The organism is Paenibacillus oryzisoli, from assembly GCF_050467285.1.
GTDB lineage: Bacteria > Bacillota > Bacilli > Paenibacillales > NBRC-103111 > Paenibacillus_E > Paenibacillus_E oryzisoli_A.
Genome location: NZ_JBCMUN010000007.1, coordinates 238,333 through 259,149, shown reverse-complemented (window position 1 = coordinate 259,149; position 20,817 = coordinate 238,333). Strand labels below are relative to the sequence as shown.

Sequence of the window (20,817 nt, the reverse complement as noted above, 5' to 3'; positions counted from 1 at the left end):
TTTAGCTAACGAGGAGTAGGATTGGAATGGAAATAATTGAAAGCGCTAACAGTTTTTTTGTTCAATTATGTAAGGAGGAATCAGTGATGTATTCAGCTAAAAAATGGCTTGTCATCTTTTCTGTCTTCATTATTTTGTTTTCCTTGTTAGGAGCTTTGCCCAAGGCCGCTATGGCAGCGGGTACCATCTACTATGTGGATTCCTCGAGACCTGATGACAGTGGAGATGGAAAAAGCGCGGCAACGGCTTGGAAAAGCTTGTCCAAGGTGAATGCGACAACGTTCGCACCTGGCGATCAAATCTTATTTAAATCAGGAGGCACTTGGACCGGACAGCTTTATCCAAAGGGTTCTGGCGTGTCTGGCAGCCCGATTACGCTCTCCAGCTACGGCAGTGGAAGTAAGCCGCTCATTAACGGGGGTGGGCTTACGATGAATGCGGATGGCAGCGGAGGAGCGGCCGTTTATCTGTACAATCAAGAGTACTGGGTAATTAAGAACCTGGAAGTGACGAACACGGGGGCAACCGCTGCCAAACGATTAGGCGTCAACGTTGTTGCTTCGGACTACGGAACGGCCAACTACATCCATATCTCCAATCTCACTGTACATGGTGTGAACGGGATCAATACAGATAAGAAAAACGGCGGCATTGCGGTGCAGGCCTTAGGAACTTCCGTATCCACCAAATGGAATGACGTTCTGATCGAAAATAACACCGTGTACACCGTGGATGCAACGGGCATTCAGACGCACTCTCGCTGGATGAACCGAGGCGGTATGGTGGATTCCGGTCCGTGGTCCGGCTTCACCAACGTGCTGATTCAGTATAACACGGTGTACGATACAGGGCGTGATGGCATTCTGGTTAGGGTAAGCACAGCTCCTGTCATCCAGTACAATGTCGTTCATCATGCCAATATGCGTTCCGGCGCGGAGGCGGTTGCGATCTGGCCGTTCAATACGGACGATGCACTCGTGCAGTACAACGAAGCGTATAGCACACATGGCAGCTTGGACGGCCAAGGATTCGACTCCGATTATGACTCGAATCGAACGATCATTCAATATAACTATAGCCATGACAACGAAGGCGGCTTCGTACTCATTTGTAATAACGGTACAAGTAATTTCAACAATGGCACCATTGTTCGCTATAACATCAGTCAGAACGATGGCACACGGATTTTTCAATTGGCAGGTCCTGTCACGAATACGAGTATCTATAACAACACGATTTATGTTAAGGCCGGGACGGGTACCCATATTTTATTAATCAACGATTGGGGGGGATACGCGAGCAATACGTCTTTTAAAAACAATATCATCTATAATCTAGGCAGCGGCGGCTACTCCTTCGGCAGCGGCACGAATACGGTGTTTGATTATAATGTGTTTTATGGCAATCATCCCGGCTCTGAGCCAAGTGATGCGCACAAACTTACGTCCAACCCACTTCTCGTTAGTCCTGGTACAGGAACGAGTCGAACAGCGGTGGATGGCTATAAGCTGCAGAATGGTTCACCAGCCATTGATAGCGGTGTCGCGATTACAGGTAACGGTGGTATCGATTATTGGGGCAGCGCAGTCCCGGCTAACAGTGTAACAGACCGAGGCGCATACGAAGGCGTAGGGATTCCTTCCAACCCAGCGGTTACGGTATTTAGTGATAATTTTGAAAGTGGCTCCAGTAATTGGACAACAAGCGGCGGAACATGGAGTGTCGTCACGGACGGTACGAAAGTGTTCAATCAGTCATTGGTGACAGGTGAAGCTTTAGCCTTTGCGGGTAGCGCTTGGACGAATTATACGTATTCTTCCAAGGTGAAGCTGAACAATGTGTATGCCAACGCAGGACTGCTTTTCCGTGTGACAGATGCGAACAATTATTATATGCTCCGCATCAACAACAGCACGAATTCCCTCGATTTATATAAAAAGGTGAGCGGAACGCTGACCTTGTTAACGAGTGCTTCGTTCAGCTCCAGCATTAGCACATGGTATGACCTCAAGGTGAAGGTAACGGGCAATACGATTGACGGATCGGTCAATAATACTCAGCTTATTACCTATACGAATAGCGTGTCGGAGCTGACTACTGGCAAAATCGGCTACCGCATGGCAGCTTCGACGGCGAGTTTTGATGACGCGGTGGTTACGCAGTAACTCGCCAGCCTTAGCAGAAATAGCCCTGATCACTTGAAGATGATCAGGGCTAAGTTCTTGTCCATTCAAATTATTTAATAATGAGAACAGGAATATGGGCATGTTGAGCGACATTATGACTAACACTGCCAAGTACCAATTCACCCAAGCTATTCAGTCCCCTGCTCCCGATAACGATCAGGTCAGCATCTACTTCCTTAGCGTATTGGAGAATTTGTTTGGCGACACCGCCTTTTCTGACTTCGATATGAACATTGGTGAAATTGGATATTTTCCTTTTGATTTTCGCTCGGGCTTCCTCCGCGTAGTCAAGTTCCATTTGAACGGGCGGAACCACGAAGCTTCCGCCTATATCATAATTGGGAATGTTGAAAATATGAATAATTTCGAGCCTCGAATAATGATTTAACTGAGCAAGTTTAATGGCGGAATCGAGCGCTTTATCAGAAGTTTCTGAACCATCGTACGCAACAACAATTTTGGAATATAACATGGTGTGACCACTCCCTCAAAAAGATATAGGAATAGTATACAACTTTTGGTTAAACAGTGGGTGTGACTTTAATCACATCCTTTACCTTTGAGGGGTTAAGTTCATTATAATTAATCTTTCCCTATACTGTGGATGATCGTTATGCTATGATGACATTATTCTAAAAATAAAACGTAATGAGGTGAGGACGATGAAAACAAAAAAATATACATCTTATCCTCATGCTGCTTTCTAGTTATTTATTTCGAAATACATCAGCTCTGAGGGTGGGATTCACTCTCAGGGCTTTTATATTTTAGGCGGAAGGAACGTTTAGACGTCCTTGCCCGTCTATGACAGCCACTCTCAGAGTGGCTGTTTTTTTTTACCAACTTTGAAAGGATGATATTTTTGAAAAGACTCGCTCAATATTTTCGCTCCATGCAATCCGGACAATCATCGTACAGTTTGATTTATGAAGGTTCCTACTATGATCAGGGGGGGATGATCAGCGACCCAACCTACTGGTACAATGATGTGGCCTATTACATTGAACGGACACATAAACTCACATTGGATAAACCGTGTATCACCATACGAATACCTTTTGACCGTCTCGGCTTGGTTGGAACTACCGATGGCGTTGTTCTCTCCGATTTTGCATTAAGAGAATGGGTTGGCCATATTGAGGCATTAAATGAATTGATTTATAACCGGTCGCGTTCGGAGAAAGAAAATGGCGCTTTTTATTGTTTTCGCCCTACCAATGTGGTGTTGCAGCGTAATGCATCCTTTGTCGAGGTCATCTCAGAACAATGGTACCTATGCCTAATGATTACCGTTCAACTTCCGTTCCAGAATCATGATAAAGCGATGCGCATGCTCTGCAAAATGCTGCCCAAAGAAGTGGAGGCGTTTATTGGCAATTGGGATCTCACCAAGTTAAATGCTGCCTATGAAATGGTAAAAAAGCAAAATAGGATTCGCGAATGGTTGAAATCCAGTCATTATTGTGCGTTTGTTGGGAATGGCAGCATTCTGCCAAGGAATAAAGAGGGCAGCGGGCCGCTGGAGGGGGCCTTGCCGTTTACATCCCCGGAAGATCTTGAAATTGAGATTTGTGGTGTGCGAGGAATGGGAATAAAGAAAGGTGTGACGGTCATCACCGGCGGTGGTTACTCGGGGAAAAGCACAATGCTGGATGCGCTAAATTCGGCGATATACAATCATATTTTAGGCGATGGACGTGAACTTGTGATTGCAGATCAAAGTGCCATGGAAATATCGGCAGAAGAAGGCCGATCCATAAAAAATATCAATATTACGCCTTTTATAAAATGGATACCCAATGGTTCGGCTGAGCAGTTTTCGACGGACTACGCCTCAGGTTCCACCTCTCAAGCCGCGAATATTATGGAGGCCATCAACTTCGGATGCAAGCTGCTCCTTATTGATGAAGACAGAAGTGCGACGAATTTTATGATCCAGGATAGCAAAATGCGTTCATTAATCAAACGTGAACCCATTACACCATTTACGGAACGTGTCAGGGAACTTTATGAGGCTATAGGCGTATCTTCCGTTCTTGTTATTGGCGGCAGTGGTGAGTTTTTATCCGTTGCCGATCAAATCATCCTGATGGACAATTTTATGCCAATAAACGTAACTCAGGAAGCAAAAAAATTATGTGAACACGACATGCCAGGGGAACGAATTCCCTTTACAAAATGGGAGATAAGAGATATAACCACCGATCACTTTTCGACCTATCCCCAGGGCAGTGGTACAGAAAAGCTGAGGGTTTCAACCATGGGGTACATCATGATCGGTGACGAACAAGTTGATATCAGAGGGCTTTACAATATCACATCGCACGCCCAGCTCGCAGCGATTGCCTTTGTACTTCGAAAAATCGCGGTAAGTAATCAGGATCGCCTCATCTTGCTTCATGAAAAGATCCAAAAAGCGCTCGAAGATATGGAGAGAGAAGGCGTGGATATTGTATTTTCCTCCTTCTTTCCCGGTTTTGAAAGGTGGCTTGAATTGCCAAGAATGAGTGAAGTATTAGCTGTCATCAACCGAATGAAACATTTGAATTTTATTTAGCGATGAGTCTGAAGAAATAATCAATCGTTTCGAAAAAAAAGTCGATGAAGTTGTAGGTTTATACGATTTTATTCATTCATAAGATCATAGATAATCAATTTCAAGAACTTAATGTGATAAGGGGTAAGTAGATGAAATCTCAAGAAGTAGACAAGATTTGGGAGCGACTTGTAGCCAAAGTCGCGGTAATGGCAGAAGGGATGAAAGACAGATCCCCGCATCGTGCTGACAAGGACGGCAAGTATGATTCCATGCCAACCTGGTGGTGGACATCGGGCTTCTGGCCAGGCCTGCTTTGGATTTTGTTTGATATGACGCAGGAGCCCATGTTTAAGGAGAAGGCATGGAAATGGGATGCAGAAATAGAGAACTGGCTGCATGAGGGGGAGCTTGGCCAACTGCATCATGATGTTGGCTTTCAATTCCTTCCAACAGCTGTGATTAAATACATGCTTACAGGCGATCATGCTGGCAAGCGAAGAGGTCTGGCTGCTGCCAATTATATGGCAGGGCGTTATAATCCCGTCGGACAATTCATACGTGCATGGAATGATGGCACATGGGATAAGGATAACACGACCGGTTGGGCGATCATCGACTGCTCCTTGAATTTATCTTTGCTCTTCTGGGCTGCGAATGAAACGGCTGATCCCAGATTCAAGCATATTGCGATCTCCCATGCGGACACCGTGTTACAACACTTTATTCGTCCGGACGGCTCCGTGAATCACATCGTCAGCTTCGATGCAGACACTGGCGCATTTATTGAATCCCTTGGAGGGCAAGGCTATGGCCCGCATTCTTCCTGGAGTCGAGGCCAAGCGTGGGCGATTTACGGCATGGCCAACACCTACCGATACACGGGTGAACAGCGGTTTCTCGATGCCGCGAAGCGAGTGGCTCATTATTTTATCGCTTGCCTGCCTGAAGACGGTGTGCCGTATTGGGATTTTCGCACGCCAAGTCTCAAGGATGAACCGAGAGATTCCTCTGCCGGTGCCATCGCTGCATCGGGCTTAATTGAAATTGCGAATTTGCTCGAACCTTCCGAGTCGCGTCTCTATCAGACGGCAGCCGAGCGTATTCTTTCTGCATTAACACACCGATGTGGTACGTGGGACCTGCCCAATTGCGAGGGGATCCTCCTTCATGCAACGGGGCATAAACCTGGCAACGTAAATGTCGATGTTTCCTTAATCTACGGGGATTACTACTATGTAGAGGCAATGGCGAAATTAAAGGGCTGGCGCCATCGGATTTTTTAAATCACATGGGGCAGACGGGTAACTCCTCTGCTCTATTTTCATTTCTTAGCAGGAATTTACTATTAGGATTGACTGTACATGAACCTCAGCAGCACTTAGAATGGTGATATTCATTATTTAGCGAAAGGGTAATGACCATGAAGAAAATATTTTATCTGCGCCGCAGTATTGCCCTGACGTGGCTCATCTCCTATTTGACGGTGCTCCTGTTGCCGATTCTATGCAGCATCGTGGTGTATTTCATATCCAGCCGAACGCTTGAAAATGAGATTGATACGGCCAATCGGTCGCTTCTTAGTCAAGTTCAGGAAGTTTCCGATAACTACTTTGATGCGATGCAGCGGCTGAACTTCGAGTTGACTTGGAACGTCAACGTACAGAATCTGCTCTATTCCAACAATTATGTCCTTCATCCAGCGGAATTTAACGTAGATATGTATTATATCTCGAAAGAGTTGGAAAACTATGTGAACGCTTATGGATTTGTTGATCAATTTTATATCTTTTTAAAGAACTATAATCAGGTGGTTGCCCCCTCCCATATTTATGAGGGCAATTACGCGTACGGGATTTACTATAACGAGCAGACCCCTTCCCTGGAAGAATGGTCGAAAGCGGTCAATCGAAATGATTATAAGGGCTTTATGCCCATGATCCGAAGAGATGAGAATGGCCAGATGCAAAAAACAGTGGCCTATGTCAGCTCTTACTCGTTCGGCGACACCACTTCACCAGCGACAAATGTTATTATGGTGGATCAGCAACACATGCTGGGCGCCATTTCGAACGTGGAATTGTTTAGCAAAGGGCATGTCTTTATTTTGAACGAAGAAAATGGGATTCTTGTATCGAATTCTAGCGTAAATCGTGAGCTCAACATTCCATTTGACACGATGAGCGCCCCCACAGGCGTAGCATTTGTTGAACTCGATGGCACGCCTTATGAAGTGCTTTACGCCAAGTCGCAGCGCTCCGGGCTGAAGTATGTATCCATGGTTCCAAGCAATTTGTACTGGGAAAAGGCCAAACTGATTCGGAGCCTGATTATTGCAAGCTGCATGTTAAGTGTGCTTGGCGGCGTGCTGCTCACCTTATTTTTCATTCGGCGGAATTATAACCCTGTCTATCAACTTGTGAAAGCGTTATCGGGAAAATCGGATATGTTATCTGGTATGGAGGGGAATGAATTTCAATACATTCAAAAGGCTTTTGACAATACACAAACGAAGCTGGACTCGCTGCAGAGTCAGATGGAGCGGCAGAACTTAATGCTGCGCAATCATTTCTTGGTCAGACTGCTTAAAGGAAGGCAGGATGGTACGACGCCGATTACAGAATCATTAGCTGCGTTTCACATACACTTTGCAACGCAGAACTTTGCGGTTATTCTCCTCTATGTGGAAAATGTCGACGAATTCGAGGGCAGATACCAGGAGATGAACGTGGTCAGGAAGCAAGTATTGTTACAATTTATCCTTACAAATGTCTTCGAAGAAATGACGGGTCAGAAAAACGACGGTTATGTCGTGGAGATCGATGAAGGACTTGCCGTACTAGTTAATGTTGGAGAAACGTTAGAGAAGGAAGGTACGCTGGAATTGCAGCGAATTGCACGGGATACTCAGCGATTTCTTTTGGAAAAGTACTCGATTCATTTGACGCTTTCAATCAGCAGGATTCACAGCCAAATTGAAAGTATTCCGCAAGCCTATCAGGAAGCCATGGATGCGATGGAGTACAAGCTTGTGATGGGCAGCAAGGAAATTTTGTCCTATGAATCGCTTCATCAAGAACCGAATGAGATGGGGTATTATTATCCGCTTCAAGTTGAGCAGCAGTTGATCAATTTTCTGAAGCTTGGCGAGTTTGGCAAGGCCAAAGAGAAGCTGGATGAAATCATTCAGAACAATTTCGAATCGTCTGTGGTATCTGTCGATCTGGCGCGCTGCTTAATCCTGAATTTAGCGAGTACGATGATTAAGGCTGTAAGCGAGACAGGCAGTCTGGGTGACAGCTTTTTAGTTCGAAATCCGAAGCGAATCAAGCAGCTCATGATCTGCGAGACGATCCACGAAATACGCGAGGAGATGACGCTGCTCGTCCAGGAAGTCTGTGAGCACAATGCGCCTTTACGCGAGCGTCAACTGCAGATGAATCGCCAAAAAGCCATGGATGACCGCATCGGGTTAATCATTGCCTTCATTCTGGAGAATTACCAGGACGCCAACTTAAATATTTCGTTAATTGGTCAACACTTTGATATGAAGCCAACCTATTTGTCCAAATTGTATAAAGATTATGCCGGGGAAGGGCTGCTTGAGTTCATTAATAAAACACGCATTGATAAAGCGAAACAGCTCATGAATGGGACGGAGAAGAATGTGAGCGATGTCGCGGGATGCGTTGGCTTTAATGACGTAACGGTATTTATTCGTACATTCAAGAAATTTGAAGGGGTAACACCAGGCAAATATAAAGAAATGGCCTCGGAAAGTCGGTTAAGAGGGGGCTCCATGGAGCCGTAACGTCTTACGCAGGATTGCAGGGATTCAATTGGCTATATGGTCGATTGAGTCTCTTTTTTATCGATCAAATTGGAGGTTTATCAGATTGCATGACCGTAACAACTGATTTAGGGTAGGAATATAGACGTTGGTCAACTCGAGAGACTGACGCTCGTATAAACCGGCTTGGAGCCGGAACATTTAAGGGAGGTCAACTATTGTGAAGAAAAGAATCGTAACGCTCATGGCGGCAAGTTTGTTGCTCAGCAGTTTTGTTGCAGGTTGTACGTCCAAACCGAATTCGACGCCATCGGATGGAGGCACTGCTGCCCCCGGCACAAGCAGTCCAGCGAATCAAACTGCAACTTACCCAATGAAAACAGATCAAAAACTTTCGTATTGGGCTACACTTCAAGGTAACCTCGTAGGGGTAAAGTCATCCTTGGATGAAGTCCCTTTCTTCCAGGATTGGCAGAAGAAAACCGGGGTGACGCTTAAATATACGACAGCGCCTAACAACGGCAATGAGCAGCAGTTTAACGTGATGCTCGCTTCCGGCGATTTGCCGGATATGATCGAATATAACTGGACGAATGGTTATCCAGGCGGGCCGGAAAAAGCAATTAAGGATGGCTACATTCTTAAACTGAATGATCTCATTGACAAATATGCGCCAAACTTGAAGAAGTATCTCAAGGAACATCCGGAAATTGACAAAATGGTAAAAACGGATAACGGCAGCTACTACGTGTTCCCATTTATTCGTGGGGACAGCTACCTGCAAGTTTTCCATGGACCGATTGTCCGCAAAGATTGGCTGGATGATCTTGGATTGCCGGTACCTACAACAATTGATGAATGGTACACAACGTTGAAAGCGTTTAAGGAGAAAAAAGGCGCGTCAGCCCCGATCTCCTTTGTTGGACAACCGAATCCGCTGAATGATACGGTGACCGGTGATTTTGTTGGTGCATTCGGTGTAACCAACGGTTTCTATCTGGATAATGGCAAGATTAAATACGGTCCAATGGAACAAGGATTTAAAGATTTCCTTGCGACATTCAGAAAATGGTACGCCGAAGGCCTGATTGATAAGAACTTGGCGACAACCGATATGAAAGCCATTGATGCGAACTTTGCGAACGGGATGACAGGTGCAACGGTGGGGAACGCAGGCGGCGGAATTGGACGTTGGCAGCCTATCGTAGCTGGCAAAGATCCGAAGGCAGTCTTGATCGGTACGACTTATCCGACATTAAAGAAAGGCGATACGCCGCAGTTTGGTCAGCTTGATGTTCCTTTTACCCCGTCGGGCTCCGTAGCGATTTCAGCCAAGTCCAAAAATGCTGAGCTTGCCGTGAAAATGCTTGACTACGGCTATAGCGAGGAAGGGAAAACATTCTTTAACTTCGGTACCGAAGGTGTTAGTTACACAATGGATAACGGGAATCCGCGTTATACCGATCTTGTCATGAAGAATCCGGATAAATTGGCTGTAGCCCAAGCGATGGCGCTGTATGCCCGTGGAGGTTACACAGGGCCGTTCATTCAAGATAAGCGTTATGCTGAGCAATACTTTGCACTTCAAACACAGCGCGATGCGGTTACGGCTTGGCAGAAGACGGATATGGTGAAGCATCAACTGCCGCCAGTTACACCGACGCCTGACGAAAGCACGGAATTTGCGAAAATTATGAACGACATGAATACGCTTGTCAATGAAATGATTTTAAAAATTGTGCTGGGTGCAGAGCCTGTTGAAAGCTTTGATAAATATGCAGAAAAGATGAAAGCAATGAAGATTGACCGTGCATTGGAAATCCAACAAGCTGCGCTGGATCGCTACAATAAACGTTAATTCGTTAATCGCAAACAGAGGGAGCGTTGCTCCCTTTGTTGCATCATAGGAGAACCATGAGTAGAAAATGAATGGAGCTGGAGAGATGACCAGAAGTGCAACTGTAGCGAAGAGGGTGCCTGTAGATCATCGTGCTCGTAACCGAAAAGGTCTGAGAGCGGTAATTGTTCGCGATTTTGCCTTAAACAAGTTCTTATACGTGATGATGATACCGGTTATCGCCTATTACATCATCTTTCATTACGCCCCGCTATACGGTACCTTAATGGCTTTTAAAGAATATTCGCCTGCGAAGGGAATCGCCGGTAGTGAGTGGATTGGATTTGCGAATTTTAAGGATTTCTTTACCTCTTTTTATTTCTGGAGAATCCTGAAAAATACCGTCATTATCAGCTTGTGTACACTTGTCTTTGAATTCCCTGCCCCGATTATTCTCGCCTTGCTGTTGAATGAAGTGCGAAGCAAGTACTTTAAACGTTTTGCACAGACGATCACGTATATGCCTTATTTTATCTCGCTCGTTGTCATTTGCGGTATTATCGTCAGCTTCACCAATTCAGGCGGCGTCATTAATAATCTGTTTACACATTTTGGCTATGATGGGCAAGCGATGCTGCAAAAGGCGGGATTGTTTCGACCGATCTATGTGCTATCTGAAATATGGCAAAGAATCGGTTGGGAATCCATTATTTATATTGCGGCTCTGACTGGCATTGACCAGGAGCAATATGAAGCGGCAAGGATGGATGGCGCTAGTCGATTCAAGATGATTACGCATATCACGCTGCCAGGGATTATGCCGACGATTTCGATTATGTTCATTTTAAGAATTGGCAATATGCTGAATGTTGGTTTTGAGAAAATCATCCTGCTCTACAACTCGTTGACGTACGAGACGGCTGACGTGATTGCATCCTTTGTCTATCGCAAAGGACTCCTTGAGTTTAATTGGAGCTATAGTACCGCTGTTGGCATTTTCAACTCGGTCGTTAATTTGACTTTGCTGATTCTCGCTAACCGGATTACGCGCAAATTAAACAATAGCAGTCTGTGGTAAGGAGGAGGGGACCATCATTATGGTTAAAAATCACACGTTGTCGGAAAAGGTTCTTGATATTTTTGTATACACCGTGCTATCCGTGCTTGTCCTGGTTACGTTGTATCCTTTACTCTATGTTGCCTTTGCGTCCTTTAGCGATGCAGGTAAACTCGTTGCCCATCGTGGATTTCTCACGCATCCGCTAGGCTTTAGTCTGGATGCCTATACCAGCGTATTTAAGAATCCCGGTATTTTAAGGGGCTACCGTAATACACTGTTCGTACTCTTCTTTGGCGTATCGTTAAACCTGTTTTTGACTGGGATTGGCGCCTACGTATTGTCACGCAAGAATGTTTTCTGGAACAAAATATTTATGATCATCATTGTGCTAACGATGTTTTTTAACGGAGGTCTAATCCCATTGTATCTGGTTGTAAAAGGTGTTGGTCTCATTGACTCCCTGTGGGCCGTCATTGTCCCTTTCGCGATCAGTACATTCAATCTGATTATTATGCGAACGGCTTTTCAGTCCATACCAGATAGTTTGGAAGAGTCCGCCAAAATCGATGGCGCCAATCATCTGACGATTTTCTTCCGGATTATTGTTCCGCTTTCCATGCCGGTCATCGCGGTGATGATTCTGTACTACGCGGTCGATAAGTGGAACGGATGGTTCTATGCGTCCATTTTTCTGAAAGATACGAAATTGTACCCGTTGCAGCTCGTGCTTCGTGAGATATTAATTGCCAATTCAACCGAAAGCATGGCGACGGCTGCTTCCAACCAGGATAAATTTCAGATCGGCGAAACGATTAAGTATGCCACTATCATGGTAGCGACCGTGCCTATTCTGTGTGTGTATCCGTTTGTTCAGAAGTATTTTGTAAAGGGAGCGATGGTCGGGTCGCTTAAAGGGTAACGTTAGCATGCAAACTTTATTCATAGAACCAATTTCCACACGAGAACTGCTGTCCAGTCTCCGATCCAGAGTAGAGTCTATGGAAAATAAAAGCGCCTACATTTCGGAGTATATGCCTGAACTAGCGCGGGAAACGATAGCAAACGCCGAGATGGCTTACAATGGCATGATTACCCTACCGGGTACCGGCGGTGTGCCTGAATTTGTTGGCAACCCGCCCTGCTGGCTGGAACACAGGCATAACGACAACGAATTTCTTTGGCAGCTTAATCGGATGAATCACTGGCAGGAACTGCTGCAAGCTTATTCTCTGACGCAGGATGACAAATATGGACGCAAAGTGATCGAGGAAATGCTGGATTGGATTGAATCGGTTGACATCCATGAAGACATGGCGGACTATCCAATTGAATATTTCTCTCAATGCCATCCATTGCGAGCGTTGGAGCTTGGTATTCGAAATTACAAGACTTGGCCGCTGGTGCTTGAGCATCTGGGACATACCGATCTGTTTACGGAGGAATTGCTTGAGAAGTACTTGGAAGCTGTATATAAACAAACTAAAATACTGCGCAAGGTGTCTCCGATTTTATGGCCGGAGGCAGATCACAATCATTTTCTTATGGAATGTCTTGGTGTTTTGACAACAGCGCTGTATTTTCCAGAACTGAAAGAAGCTGAGGAATGGAAATCTTTCGCGATCGATGGGATCGAAAGATGCGCATCGGCGCAATTGACGGAAGACGGCGGTCAGATCGAAGGCTGCCCTTCCTATCATAACGGCTGCATGTTTTGGTTCGGTCTGGCTGTCGTCCTTGCCAAGCGTTTTCATTTTAACTTCTCGGATCGCTATATGGCGTTGCTGCGTACAAATTTGGATTACGCCATTTATGCCTTGCGCCCGACCGGAACATGCGTCCCCGTAGGAGATTCTTATGCCAATACGACGATTTTGGGCACGGTGTACGGCTACATGGCATTAGGCGATTCGACCTGGCTTGGACTTGCCGCTAATCTGATTGATTATCAGAAAATTGTTCATGAGGCAAGCCAACATGTATGGCGTGCTTTGGATGTTCAGAGGCTGCATGAGGATTTGCGCGCGCTTCAAGACCAGTATTATGAGTGCGATAAATTGACGACGTTCTGGAATCGGACGCTTCATCAAGCGATTATCCGCAGCGGATGGGACTCCGAGGCACTGAGTTTCCTGTTTACGTGCAGAAGCCCTGTGCAGAATGTACATGCGCATATCGATCTGATGAGCTTTGACTTCACGGCGCTCGGCAAAAATATGGTTTGCGATCCGGGGTTCTTTTGTTATCGGGAGGATGAGGATCGGAGGCAGTTTAAATGCGCCAACTATCATTCCACACTTCTAATTGATGAAAGGGATCATTTCGAATACTGGGGTTCATGGGAGTACGGACCACAAAAACCCGGGGAAATTTACAATGTGGATGACCGGGGGTTTTATCAAATTGCAAGCGCTTACCACTTGAATTATGAGCCTGTCGTTCATCATCGCCATATTGCGCTCGTTGATGACCAAATGGTCGTCATTGCGGATCGGGTTGAAGGACTGGATCAGCAAGAGGTGGAGCGGTACTTCCATTTGGATTTTACCGAAGTAGTGGCAGGACCCAATGCAGTTGTAGCCACAAGCGATATTGCGAACCTCGCCATCTATTCGTATCCATGGGAGGAAGTTGAGTTGCTGCCGGGAAGGCTGTCTGACGACAACGATGTGGCCAGAGCAGCCACACGAGTACGGTTCCATGGCATTCAGAGCGGCACGGCTACCTATCTGACGGTGCTTATTCCTTATAAGGGTGTTCAAAGGCCGATGGTCGATATTCGCTTAACGGGCGCTGCCAGCTATGAATTTAGCTGTGGCGGTGATCGCTATCAAGTGATTGTGAATGATAAGGATATGATGATTCGTAAAACTAATTGAGAGGAGCAATCGGCATGCGAAAGAGGGGAAATTTATTTAAACAAATCAGTTTGTTAGTCAGCATTGCGGTAGGCGTCAGTGGATTCTCTGGCGTCCTTCCATCAAGTGCGGCTGCATCCGACGGCCCCACAGTCTATCTGGTGCAGGATTTCGAAGATTATACACAGACAGGGACGGCGCCCAGTGGGTTTGAACTCACCGGTACAACGGCTACAATGGCATCCAGCGGTGCTTTGAAAGATAGCAGTACGGCTCCAAACGGGACAAGTGTAGCTTTGCAGATCAACGAATCGGTTGCGGATACACCTGATGCGGGGATAGCCAAACGTTTTGGCACGGACGATTTGACGGGGAATATTATCTTTGACTTTGATATTAAATCCTTGGATGCCAATGGCAACAAGATGTTTGAAATGAAGGACAGCAGCAATAAAGGAATTGACCTTGGATCTTTGGGGGCTGACGGTGCCTTGCGGGCTGGCGGGAAAAGGGTAGATCTGGATCCGCTGCAATGGCACAGACTTTCCTTTGTGATCGATTTCCAACCCAGCGTACAAACGGTATCCGTTTATGTCGACGGCGTCAAGAAGATAGATGCGGCCACGTTGACCAATAGCAGTGGTGCCACAGGCATCAATTACTTGCGAGTGCGGGAGAAGCGGGTCTTGCCTACTGCCCTGACCGTCGATAGCAACGGCGTCAAAAACTTCACAACCCTGCTGGATAATATGAGGGTGTATTCCGGCACCGAGTTGAAGACCATGCAGGAGCTGAAAACGATAAACCAGCCTGATCCACCTGTAGATGTGAAGACTGTGGTCTATTCGACCCAGGATTTCGAAAGCTATACACAGACGGGAACGCCACCGTACGGATTTGAGATGGTCGGTACATCGGATACGACAAAATCCAGTGGTCCGTTGAACGATAGCAGCACGGCACCGAACGGAACAAGTGTAGCCCTGCGGATCAACGAATCGGTTCCGAACACCCCGGATGCGGGACTAGCCAAACGGTTTGGCACGGATGATTTGACGGGAAATATTATCTTCGATTTTGAGATCAAATCGTTGGATGCCAATGGCATGAAGTTTTTTGAAATGAAGGACAGCAACAATAATAGTCTTGACCTAGGAAACTTGGGAGCGGACGGCGCTTTAAGGGTCGGAGGAAAAAGGACAGATCTGGATCCCACACAATGGCACAGACTTTCCTTTATGATCAATTTTCAACCCAGCGTGCAAACCGTATCCGTTTACGTCGATGGTGTCAATAAGATAGATGCTACTTTGACGAATAGCAGCAATGCCAAAGGGATCAATTATTTGCGGGTACGTGGCAAACGGAACCTGCCCGCTGACCTTACGAATGATGTGAATGGCGTCAAAAACTTCACGACGCTGCTGGATAATATGAGTGTATATTCCGGTACCACACTGAAGACGATGCAAGAATTGCAAGAGCTGAGCATACCTGATTCACTCATGGATGTGGACAATCACCTTGGCATTTCTGTGCAAGATCGACTTGCCGGCGCTTTGGCGATGGAAGTAGACAGCACGAATGTACTGATGGATAACGTGAAAACGGTCAATGCAATCTCGAAGCAGAATAGACCGCGCAAAGAAGGAGGAATCGTTCTTGTCCCTCTTCGTTTTGTAAGCCAGAAATTCGGGATTACCGTTCAAAGCGATGGACAAAGCGCCAGCGCAACTGTAGCTGGGCAAGCGATCGTCGTTACGCAAGATCAGGCCGTCATCGCGGGACAGGTAGTTCCTTCTCCTCACATTCAATTTACCTCCGACGATGTGCTGGTTCCTTTGGACATCGCTGGGGCTATCCTTCACAAACAAGTGTATACCGATATGAAAGGTAGAGGACTCATTGTCATTGGCGATCAGGCGAAGCCCTTTGATGATGCGCTCGATCGGTTGGACGGAAACGTTAAACCGCAGGATAATGAGAAATTTTATATCGAAGAGGCGATCAGAGAGATCGTTTATGACAGACCAACCGGGGATGAAGTCATCGCGCAGTTGGCAAATAACCATGCGCAACATCCGCGAATTTTAGCGACCCAGTCGGATTTTACCCGCATCAAGTCGACAATCGCCAGCGGTGAAGCGACGATGAACAGGTGGTATCAGGACATTCAGTTGCAAGGCGAGAAAAATTTGCAGTTGGCGCTTCCCAAATACGAGATTCCCGACGGCAGAAGAATGGTCAGCTCCAGACAGGTTGGCCCGCTCGTCATCAATTTGGGCATGCTCTACCACCTGAGCGATGACCCTGTGAAGAAGGAGCAATACAAGCAGCGGATCTGGAATGAAGTGTATACCGTTTCACAGTTCCCTGATTGGAATGAACAGAATGAATTTTTGAATACAGCCGAGTTTACGGAAGGTCTTGCGATTGCCTACGATTGGCTGTACGACGCATGGACGCCGGAGCAAAGAGGTATTCTTGAAGACGCGATGATTCAAAAAGGGCTTGTCAAAACACTGGAAGCTTACAATAACAATGTTTGGTGGATTCATACGTATCCAAGGACGAATAACTGGAATGCAGTGTGCAACGGCGCTGCCATTCTTACCTTGATGTCGATCGGGGACGTGAACAAAGAAATTTCGCTGCCGTCGGGCGAGAAAGTATCGATGCAGCAATTTGGCGGCAAAGTGCTGGATGTTGCGTTCCGTTCGCTGGAAAATTATATTTTGCTGGAGTTCGTCCCTGACGGGGCATGGGCTGAAGGCCCAAGCTATTGGGAATATACGCTGCAGTATATCGTCAAATATATTGCCGCAATGGAATCCGCGCTGGGCACAAGCTATGGCTACGACCAGACCCCGGGTCTGAGTAAAACAGGCTTTTTCCCGGGTTACTTGACCGGTCCAGTTGGTTCTCTGAATTATGGGGATGCTTCCAGTGGCAAAATCATATCTCCGGACGAATTATGGCTGGCGAAAAAGTATAACGATCCGATCATGGCTTCTGTGCATTTGGATAATAAAATCAAGTATAAAAATGCCGGCTCTGAACTGGAAATGCTGTGGTATCAACCAGAACTGTATGCTCCGGGGCAGCAGCTCGCGCTGGATCAATACTTTAGCGGGACGGAAGTAACGACATTCAGAGGTTCCTGGGAAGATGCCAATACAAGCTTCCTCGGGGTCAAGGCGGGCAATAACGTAGCCAGCCACGGCCATTATGATCTGGGCAGCTTTGTATTCGAAGCGCTGGGGCGTCAGTGGGCGATTGACATCGGCAAGGATGACTACAATCTTCCGGGCTATTCGGATGAAGAAGTGGGGCGGTTGGCCTACTATCGTGCGATTCCAGAGGGGCACAATACGTTAGTCATCAATCCGAATGGCGGGCCGGAGCAGGATATCAAGGCATTCGCCAAGATTGAGAAGGAGGAGAGCAAGCCACAAGGCGGGTTCGCTATTGCGAATCTGACGGATGCTTATCGTACACAGGTCTCTCAGGCCAAACGCGGTTTCATGCTGGCTTCCAACCGTAAACGGGCTACGATTCAGGATGAAGTCGCCTTCTTGAATCCTTCAACCGCCTACTGGTTCATGCATACGGAAGCGGATATTCAGATAAGCGCTGACGGCAAATCGGCGATTCTCTCCAAAGCCGGGCAGCAGTTGTGGGTCGGATTAAACGCCGATGCCCGAGATGCGGCGAACCAGCCGCTTGATGTGAAGTTTGACGTCATGGATGCCAAACCGCTTCCGGGATCGCCGAATCCTCCTAATCAGAACCAGAATGCAGGTATTCGCAAACTGTTTGTGAAGATGGATGGCGTCAAGAATATGAGACTGACGGTCACCTTGATCCCGATCATTGGCGCTTTGGCGGATACAGATACAACGGTTGCGGTTACACCGCTCGATCAGTGGAGCATTCCAGACGGCGACCTCGTCGTTCCCGTCCTGCAAAATGTGAGTATCGACGGAACGCTTTTAACCGGATTTAATAGCCGAACATTCAGCTACGAGATTCCGTTGCCGCTTAATCGTACAGATGTCCCCGTCTTGACCTACAACGTGGATGCATCCCTGTATGATGTCACGGCGACCGCCCCTGCAGAGGTTCCGGGGATTACCCAGGTGATTGTAAGCTCTCGTCAACATCCGGAGATTAAGAGCATGTATCAGTTTAACTATAAACTGGTGCCTCAAAGTGGAGAAGAAGAGGGATTAATGGAAGTGCCGATCTCGGCGGTATCGGCAAGCAGTTCGCAAGCTGAATTAGGAAATACGGAAGATAAAGCGATAGATGGAAATTATAATACGTACTGGGCTGCAGAAGGCGACCAATGGATGATGCTCGACCTCGGCACAGTGCAAACGATCAACAGCGTGGGCATTGCTTTCCTGCGCGGGAATGAACGCAGCTTCAAATACGATATTGAAACGTCGAAGGACGGACAGGTGTGGTATAAGGCATTTATCGGACAGAGCAGCGGGGAAAGTCTGGAGATCGAAAAGACCTACTTGAAACAACATGATGCACGGTATGTCCGGATTACCGGTCATGGCAACAGTGTGAATGCATGGAATTCTTATGCGGAGGTTCGTGTGTATCAACTTGATCAGACGAATCCTAATCCTGCCTCAAACAATGAAGACCTGGTCTCTCTGACAGCAAGCACGGAACAAGGCGTTCTTCCGCTGAATGTTTCGGTGAGTCAAACGGAATATACGGCCAGCGTCGGAGCCAGCGTCAGCGCTGTTACCGTCGTTGCCGCTACGTATGATTCCAATGCCACCGTTCACATCAATGGCGAAGCTGGAGGCGGTAAGCAGATTGCTCTGGTTGAAGGATTGAATACAATCACGATTGGAGTAACCGCTCCAGACGGGGTCACTCAAAGGGATTATACGCTGCTCATTTCCAAGGCAACTGTCGTGACGGTAGGCAGTGATCCGATTACGCTGTCCGATGCTCCCATTAGCTTAATTGTGCCTAGTGGAGCAGGCAATAAAGTAGTGCAAGTCACAACCGCTACTTATGGCGACACCAAACAAGCCACATTGCCGTTAGTGGAAGTGAAGGCAAGTACGGTTCTCGGCGATGTCACCATTACGATTCCTGACAAAACGAAGATTACCGCTCCGAGCAATTGGAATGGAACGATCAAACTTCCAGAAGTTCAAGCTAGCAGCACCGCGTTTGTCGCAGGTGGACTTGTACAGTCGGTCATTGAAGTTGGCTCACCGGATGCTGCGCTGACGTTCGATAAAGCCGTAAGAGTGCTTATCCCGAACCAGGCGGGTAAAAAGGCTGGATATATCCGTGGAGATGCCGTTATTCCGATCAATCGTACGCTCAGCGCAGATTCCCAAGCAGCAGCGGACAGCGAGATTGCAGACGGCGGCGATGCGACAATTGACGTCGGCACCGACCTCGTCATCTGGACCAAACATTTTACCCGATTCGTCAGCTATACGCCTGTCTCCAGCAGCGGGAACAGCGGTTCGAACAGCAGCGGCTCCAGCGCACCTGTCGCCTATCATCATCCGATTCAGGCTGCAACCGGCGGTACTGTTAACGATAGCGGAGTGACTATTTCTATTCCTGCAGAAGCGGCGACATCCAACTTTGCGATTCTGGTTACTAAAGTGACAGATGCCGCAAGTTTACTGAAAGATTCTGCATTCCAGCTGATCGGCGATGTGTTTGAGATTAAGAAAGATAAGGAAGGCGACTTCCTTAAAGCGGTCTCGATTACGCTGCCTTTTGATAAAGCGAAGCTGGATGCGGCAAAGTCCAAGGTATCGATTTACTGGTATGATGAGGCGCACACCAAATGGGTAGAGCTTGATCAACCTCAGGTTAATATGGATCAGGCGACCGTCACCGGTAAGGTCAAACATTTCGCGAAATTTGCTGTTTTGGCGACGGAGGAGCAGCCGGCTCCGAAACCTGCAGCCCCGGACTTTAAGGACACTCGGGGACATTGGGCGGAAAGCGACATTAAGGCGCTTGTAAAGGCCGGCGTCATCGACGGGTACCCGGATGGAACGTTCGCTCCTGAGAAAAATATGACCCGTGCAGAGTTTGCGACAGTCATAGTCAAGGCGTTCAAGCTGGAGATGAAGAGCGAAGGAGGTTTCGTCGATACTGCAAACCACTGGGCGAAAGCCTCTATTGAAACCGCGGCGGCCTATGGCATCGTAAATGGAACCAGTGCGAATTCTTATGGTCCTGATGATCTGATCACCCGTGAGCAAATGGCGACAATGATTGTAAGAGCGGCTAAACTCTCGGAAGAGGCCGGAGAATTGTCCTTTACGGACCAAGCTGATATTTCGGTTTGGGCGCAAGACACAGTCGCAGCTGCGGTGGCGAATGGCCTCGTAAGCGGCTATAGTGACGGCAGCTTCAAGCCTCAAGCAAACGCAACGCGCGCCGAAGTCATAACTGTCATAGTGAAAGCAATGAAAAAATAATCAGTAGGGGAGTTAAGCAAGAGGCCGGGTATAAGATCTTTTATGCCTGGCCTCTTCCCTCCTGATAC

10 protein-coding genes are annotated in these 20,817 nt (G+C 47.1%); 9 read left to right on the top strand and 1 reads right to left on the bottom strand.

Features of this window, described 5'->3' with window-relative positions; genetic code table 11:
* Positions 1 to 86: 86 nt before the first annotated feature.
* Positions 87 to 2,165 (top strand): family 16 glycoside hydrolase, encoded by a 2,079-nt coding sequence (locus tag ABE504_RS13595; RefSeq protein ID WP_430089133.1) that lies wholly within the window; start codon positions 87 to 89, stop codon positions 2,163 to 2,165.
* Positions 2,166 to 2,235: 70 nt separating this feature from the next.
* On the opposite strand, the gene ABE504_RS13590 is transcribed toward ABE504_RS13595, so the two are convergent.
* Positions 2,236 to 2,658 (bottom strand): universal stress protein, encoded by a 423-nt coding sequence (locus ABE504_RS13590; RefSeq protein ID WP_430089130.1) that lies wholly within the window; start codon positions 2,656 to 2,658, stop codon positions 2,236 to 2,238.
* A gap of 390 nt (positions 2,659 to 3,048) precedes the next feature.
* Between ABE504_RS13590 and ABE504_RS13585 the strand changes: the two genes are divergently transcribed.
* From ABE504_RS13585 to ABE504_RS13550, 8 genes are all read left to right on the top strand, one after another.
* A complete protein-coding gene (locus tag ABE504_RS13585) occupies positions 3,049 to 4,743 on the top strand; it encodes a P-loop domain-containing protein (protein WP_430089128.1) in 1,695 nt (564 codons plus the stop codon).
* Between the two features lie 131 nt (positions 4,744 to 4,874).
* Positions 4,875 to 6,008, top strand: coding sequence for a glycoside hydrolase family 88 protein (locus tag ABE504_RS13580; protein WP_430089125.1), 1,134 nt, complete (start codon positions 4,875 to 4,877; stop codon positions 6,006 to 6,008).
* A 137-nt stretch (positions 6,009 to 6,145) separates the two neighbouring features.
* Positions 6,146 to 8,533, top strand: coding sequence for a helix-turn-helix domain-containing protein (locus tag ABE504_RS13575; protein WP_430089122.1), 2,388 nt, complete (start codon positions 6,146 to 6,148; stop codon positions 8,531 to 8,533).
* A gap of 199 nt (positions 8,534 to 8,732) precedes the next feature.
* Positions 8,733 to 10,370, top strand: coding sequence for an extracellular solute-binding protein (locus ABE504_RS13570; protein ID WP_430089120.1), 1,638 nt, complete (start codon positions 8,733 to 8,735; stop codon positions 10,368 to 10,370).
* 202 nt (positions 10,371 to 10,572) lie between these two features.
* Positions 10,573 to 11,427, top strand: coding sequence for an ABC transporter permease (locus ABE504_RS13565; RefSeq protein ID WP_430089940.1), 855 nt, complete (start codon positions 10,573 to 10,575; stop codon positions 11,425 to 11,427).
* Positions 11,428 to 11,446: 19 nt separating this feature from the next.
* The gene (locus ABE504_RS13560) at positions 11,447 to 12,328 is read left to right on the top strand and encodes a carbohydrate ABC transporter permease (protein WP_430089117.1); all 882 of its coding nucleotides are present in this window, start codon (positions 11,447 to 11,449) and stop codon (positions 12,326 to 12,328) included.
* A gap of 79 nt (positions 12,329 to 12,407) precedes the next feature.
* Positions 12,408 to 14,285, top strand: a complete 1,878-nt coding sequence (locus tag ABE504_RS13555) for an alginate lyase family protein (protein ID WP_430089115.1) — start codon at positions 12,408 to 12,410, stop codon at positions 14,283 to 14,285.
* Between the two features lie 14 nt (positions 14,286 to 14,299).
* The gene (locus ABE504_RS13550; RefSeq protein ID WP_430089112.1) at positions 14,300 to 20,749 is read left to right on the top strand and encodes an S-layer homology domain-containing protein; all 6,450 of its coding nucleotides are present in this window, start codon (positions 14,300 to 14,302) and stop codon (positions 20,747 to 20,749) included.
* The last annotated feature ends 68 nt before the right edge of the window (positions 20,750 to 20,817 follow it).

Excerpts from the sequence above, each read along its gene's own strand:
- ABE504_RS13595 (WP_430089133.1), top strand. The coding sequence starts at position 87 with ATGTATTCAGCTAAAAAATGGCTTGTCATCTTTTCTGTCTTCATTATT.
- ABE504_RS13590 (WP_430089130.1), bottom strand. The coding sequence starts at position 2,658 with ATGTTATATTCCAAAATTGTTGTTGCGTACGATGGTTCAGAAACTTCT.
- ABE504_RS13580 (WP_430089125.1), top strand. The coding sequence starts at position 4,875 with ATGAAATCTCAAGAAGTAGACAAGATTTGGGAGCGACTTGTAGCCAAA.
- ABE504_RS13575 (WP_430089122.1), top strand. The coding sequence starts at position 6,146 with ATGAAGAAAATATTTTATCTGCGCCGCAGTATTGCCCTGACGTGGCTC.
- ABE504_RS13565 (WP_430089940.1), top strand. The coding sequence starts at position 10,573 with ATGATGATACCGGTTATCGCCTATTACATCATCTTTCATTACGCCCCG.
- ABE504_RS13560 (WP_430089117.1), top strand. The coding sequence starts at position 11,447 with ATGGTTAAAAATCACACGTTGTCGGAAAAGGTTCTTGATATTTTTGTA.
- ABE504_RS13555 (WP_430089115.1), top strand. The coding sequence starts at position 12,408 with ATGGAAAATAAAAGCGCCTACATTTCGGAGTATATGCCTGAACTAGCG.
- ABE504_RS13550 (WP_430089112.1), top strand. The coding sequence starts at position 14,300 with ATGCGAAAGAGGGGAAATTTATTTAAACAAATCAGTTTGTTAGTCAGC.